Source organism: Streptomyces sp. adm13(2018), assembly GCF_008042145.1.
In the GTDB taxonomy this organism is placed as follows: Bacteria; Actinomycetota; Actinomycetes; order Streptomycetales; family Streptomycetaceae; genus Streptomyces.
In genome coordinates, this window is sequence record NZ_RDBH01000112.1 from 1,700 (window position 1) to 5,924 (window position 4,225).

Annotated in this window: 5 protein-coding genes; 4 read left to right on the forward strand and 1 reads right to left on the reverse strand. The window is 72.2% G+C overall.

The genetic code is table 11. From position 1 onward, the window contains the following. Positions 1–133 precede the first annotated feature (133 nt). From EAO70_RS09945 to EAO70_RS09955, 3 genes are read left to right on the forward strand one after another with little or no spacing between them, the layout of a single operon-like run. Positions 134–757: a winged helix-turn-helix domain-containing protein gene (locus tag EAO70_RS09945; RefSeq protein ID WP_148002647.1), complete on the forward strand. Its 624-nt coding sequence runs from the start codon at positions 134–136 to the stop codon at positions 755–757. A gap of 5 nt (positions 758–762) precedes the next feature. Further along, positions 763–2,046 carry an MFS transporter gene (locus tag EAO70_RS09950; protein ID WP_261992789.1) on the forward strand — a complete coding sequence of 428 codons (1,284 nt, stop codon included), beginning with the start codon at positions 763–765 and terminating at the stop codon, positions 2,044–2,046. A 17-nt stretch (positions 2,047–2,063) separates the two neighbouring features. Beyond that, positions 2,064–2,972: an arylamine N-acetyltransferase family protein gene (locus EAO70_RS09955; protein ID WP_148002649.1), complete on the forward strand. Its 909-nt coding sequence runs from the start codon at positions 2,064–2,066 to the stop codon at positions 2,970–2,972. 9 nt (positions 2,973–2,981) lie between these two features. On the opposite strand, the gene EAO70_RS09960 is transcribed toward EAO70_RS09955, so the two are convergent. After that, positions 2,982–3,242 (reverse strand): hypothetical protein, encoded by a 261-nt coding sequence (locus EAO70_RS09960; protein ID WP_383432328.1) that lies wholly within the window; start codon positions 3,240–3,242, stop codon positions 2,982–2,984. A 38-nt stretch (positions 3,243–3,280) separates the two neighbouring features. Between EAO70_RS09960 and holA the strand changes: the two genes are divergently transcribed. Beyond that, positions 3,281–4,225, forward strand: a 945-nt coding sequence (gene holA, locus EAO70_RS09965; RefSeq protein WP_148002651.1) for a DNA polymerase III subunit delta, incomplete at its 3' end; no start/stop codon positions are given.

The window sequence follows — 4,225 nt, forward strand, 5'->3', positions numbered from 1 at the left end:
GGGGGAGGGTGACGGCTCGACGGGGAGGGCGACCGCCCGACGGGTGACGGCCCGACGGGTGACCGTGCGAGCGGCGGCGGTTTCCAGGAGTCAGACGCTTGTAAAGAAGTCTTTCTAAAGATACCTTTTCATCATGCCGGAGGAGATCATCGACCCGCGATCCGGGGGCGAGCAGCCCCGTACTGTCCGACTCACCGACCCGCGAGCCCTGCGGGCCTACGCCCACCCGTTGCGGATGACGCTGGTGGGGCTGCTGCGCAGCAGCGGACCTTTCACCGCCACCCGGGCCGCCGAGCTGACCGGCGAGTCCGTGGCCAGCTGCTCGTACCACCTGCGGATACTCGCCAAGTACGGCCTCGTGGAGGAGGCACCGGGCGGTCGGGGACGCGAGAAGCCCTGGCAGGCCACGGCCCGCTACACGGAGTGGCCGGATTACAGCGAGGACCCCTCGGTCGCCCAGGCCGCCGACGCGCTGAGCGCCGCCGCCGCCGAGCTGTACTTCGAGCGGATCACCCGAGCCATGGAGAAGCGGCATCTGCTGCCGAGGGAGTGGCGCGAGGCCGAGCAGTTCGGCGACTCCCTGCTCCACCTCACCCATGAGGAACTGACCGAACTCGGAGCAGGCATCGACGCCCTGCTCCGGCCGTACGAGGCGCGCGCCTCCGACCCTTCCCTCCGCCCGGAGGGCGCCAGGCCCGTCAGCGTCCTGCGGATCGCCTACCTCGATCCCGACGTCCCCGACAGTGAGAAGGAGTGAACGGAATGGCTCTCGTGGAACGCGTCCCGGCACTGCTCCGCGAGCGGACCTTCCGGAACTACTGGACCGGTCAGACCATCTCCCTCGCCGGGGACCAGATATCCCTCATGGCGATACCGCTCGCCGCCGTCCTCGTGCTCGGCGCCGACGCCGCCGCCATGGGCTGGCTCAAGGCCGCCGAGCTCCTGCCCGCGCTGCTGCTCAACCTGCCGTTCGGCGCCTGGGCCGACCGGCAGGCCAGCCGCAGACGGGCAATGATCGCGGCCGACATCGGGCGGGCGGCGCTCGTCCTGAGCCTTCCCGTGGCCCACCTGCTCGGCCTGCTGACGCTCACCCAGCTGTACGTGGTGGCGTTCGGGATCGGCGCGCTCACCGTGCTCTTCGAGGTCTGCAACACCACGCTGTTCGTCGCACTCGTGCCCACCGAGCGCTATGTGCAGGCGCACTCGCTGGTGAACGGCAGCCGTTCGACGGCCTGGCTGGCGGGACCCGGGATCGGCGGACTGCTCGTGCAGTTCCTCACCGCCCCCTTCGCCCTGGTCGCGGACGCCCTGACCTATCTGGTGTCGGCCGGATACCTGGCCCGGATCAAACCCGTGGAGCCCCCGCCGGCTCCCGTGGCCAAGGGGCACTTCACCGAGGGGCTGCGCTGGGTGGTCCGGGAGCGGTCGATGCGGGCGCTGTTCGCCGCCTCCGGGACGGTCCAGTTCTTCAACTACATGTTCCACACCCTCTTCGTGCTCTACGCGACCACCGACCTCGGCCTCGGCGCCGGACTGCTCGGCCTCGTCCTCGGAGCGGGCGCCGTGGGCGGCCTCCTCGGGGCGGTCGTCAGCGGGGCCGTCGTCCGGCGGATCGGCATCGGGGGCTCGCTGGTCGCGGGCTTCCTCGGGTTCACCCTGCCCCTCGTTCTGATCCCCCTCGCCGACGGACCGTTGCTGCTCGTGGTGCTCGTGCTGTTCGTGGCCGAGTTCCTCTCCTGCGTCGGCGTGATGATCGTCGACATCGCCGCGGGGTCGTTCCAGATGGCGCTGATACCCGACGCCGTGCGGGCCCGGGTGATGGGAGCCTTCCGGACGCTCAACCACGGCTTCCGTCCGCTCGGCGCGCTCGCCGGCGGCTTCCTCGGCACCGCGATCGGGCTGCGGCCGACGCTGTGGGTCGCCACCGTGGGAGCCGTCTTCGCCGTGCTGTGGCTGCTGCCCTCGCCGCTGCCGCGGACGCGGGAACTCCCCTCCCCGAAAGAGGAGTCGGAGTCCGTCGGACAGGCGACGAGAGGGGACGGCTGACCGGGCAGACTGGCCGCATGACCACGCGACCGACGGCTCCCGACCCCTCCGAGCCTGCCGACCCCTCCGGGCACCCGGATCCCTCTGAGCCCTCCGCCTCCACGGCTCCCTCCGCCGCCCCGGCCCCCGGCGAGGACTTCGTCCCCGCGCCCGAGGACGTCCGGGCCTACCTCCGGCGCATCGGCGCGGAGCGGCCGGAGCGCGCGGACGCGGACGCCCTGCGCGACCTGCAGCTGCGTCATCTGCGGACCGTGCCGTTCGAGAACCTCTCCATCCACCTCGGCGAGGACATCGTCCTGGAGGAGAAGGCCCTGCTCGACAAGGTGATCGGCGCGCACCGAGGGGGGTTCTGCTACGAGGTCAACACGGCGTTCGCCGTGCTGCTGCGGGGGCTCGGCTACCGGGTGTCGCTGCTCCAGGCGCGGGTCATCGGGCCGGAGGGGAGGCCGGGCATCCCGTACGACCACATGGCGCTGCTCGTGGAGACGGCGGACGGGAAGCGTCTGCTCGCCGACGTCGGCTTCGGCGACCACAGCCACTTCCCGGTCCGGTACGACGACCGCGAGGACCAGGCCGACCCGGGCGGCGTCTTCCGGCTCGTGGACACCCCCGAGGGTGATGTCGACGTCCTGCGGGACGGCAAGCCCCAGTACCGGATGGAGGTCCGGCCGCGCCGGCTCGCCGACTTCACGGCCGGCGCCTGGTACCACCGGACCTCGCCCGACTCGCACTTCCCGCGGAGTCTCGTCTGCTCCCTGCTGACCGAGGAGGGCCGGATCACGCTCAGCGACCGGAAGCTGATCACGCGGACCGGAAGCGGGCGGGACGAGCGCGTGCTCGACGGCGACGACGAGGTGCGGGGCGCGTACCGGGACCTGTTCGGGATCGAGCTCGACGCGCTGCCGGTCGTTCGCGGCGGAGTGTGACGACAGGCCCTAGGGGGCTTCCAGCCAGCCCTCGTACTCCTCCGCCAGGGAGTCCAGGGCCGAGGGGTCGAGGCGGCCGTCCGGGTCCTCGACGACCACCAGCCACTGGGCGTCCTCGGCGTCGTCCTCCCCGGCCAGGGAGTCCCGGACGAGCTGCGGCTCCTCGGCCACGCCGAAGCGGTCGGGGAGTTCGCCGGCGACCTCCTCGGCGGCGTCGCGGTCGGGGAGTACCAGTACGTGTCGTTCGCTCACCCGGCCATTCTCGGGCATCGCCGCGCTGTCAGTGGTCCGTGGGATGCTGGACCGCGATGGCCACCAGAAAGACATCCCCCGAAGACCTCCTCGGCCCCGTGACGATCGCCGTGGGGCAGGAGGACCTGCTCCTCGACCGTGTCGTCCAGGCGGTGGTGTCGGCCGCGCGGGCCGCCGACGCCGACACGGACGTCCGCGACCTCACGTCCGACCAGCTCCAGCCCGGCTCGCTGGCGGAACTCACCAGTCCGTCCCTGTTCGCCGAGCGCAAGGTGCTGGTCGTGCGGAACGCGCAGGACCTGTCCGCCGACTCGATCAAGGACGTCAAGGCGTACCTCGGCGACCCCGTCGAGGACATCTCGCTCGTCCTGCTCCACGCCGGTGGTGCCAAGGGCAAGGGGCTGCTCGACGCCGCGCGGAAGGCGGGGGCGCGGGAGGTGGCCTGCCCGAAGACGACGAAGCCGGCGGAACGGCTGACGTTCGTGCGGCAGGAGTTCCGGACGCTGGGGCGTTCGGCCACGCCCGAGGCCTGCCAGGCCCTCGTCGACTCCATCGGCAGCGACCTGCGGGAGCTCGCGTCCGCGGTCGCGCAGCTCACGTCCGACGTGGACGGGACGATCGACGAGGCCGTCGTGGGGCGGTACTACACCGGCCGCGCCGAGGCGTCCTCCTTCAACATCGCGGACCGGGCGGTCGAGGGACGCGCGGCGGAGGCCCTGGAGGCCCTGCGGTGGTCGCTCTCGACCGGGGTCGCGCCGGTGCTGATCACGAGCGCGTTGGCGCAGGGCGTGCGGGCGATCGGCAAGCTGTCCTCGGCGCGGGGCGGCCGGCCGGCGGATCTGGCGCGGGAGCTGGGCATGCCGCCGTGGAAGATCGACCGCGTGCGGCAGCAGATGCGGGGCTGGACGCCCGACGGGGTCGCGCTCGCGCTGCGCGCGATCGCGGAGGCCGACGCGGGGGTGAAGGGCGGCGGGGACGACCCGGAGTACGCCCTGGAGAAG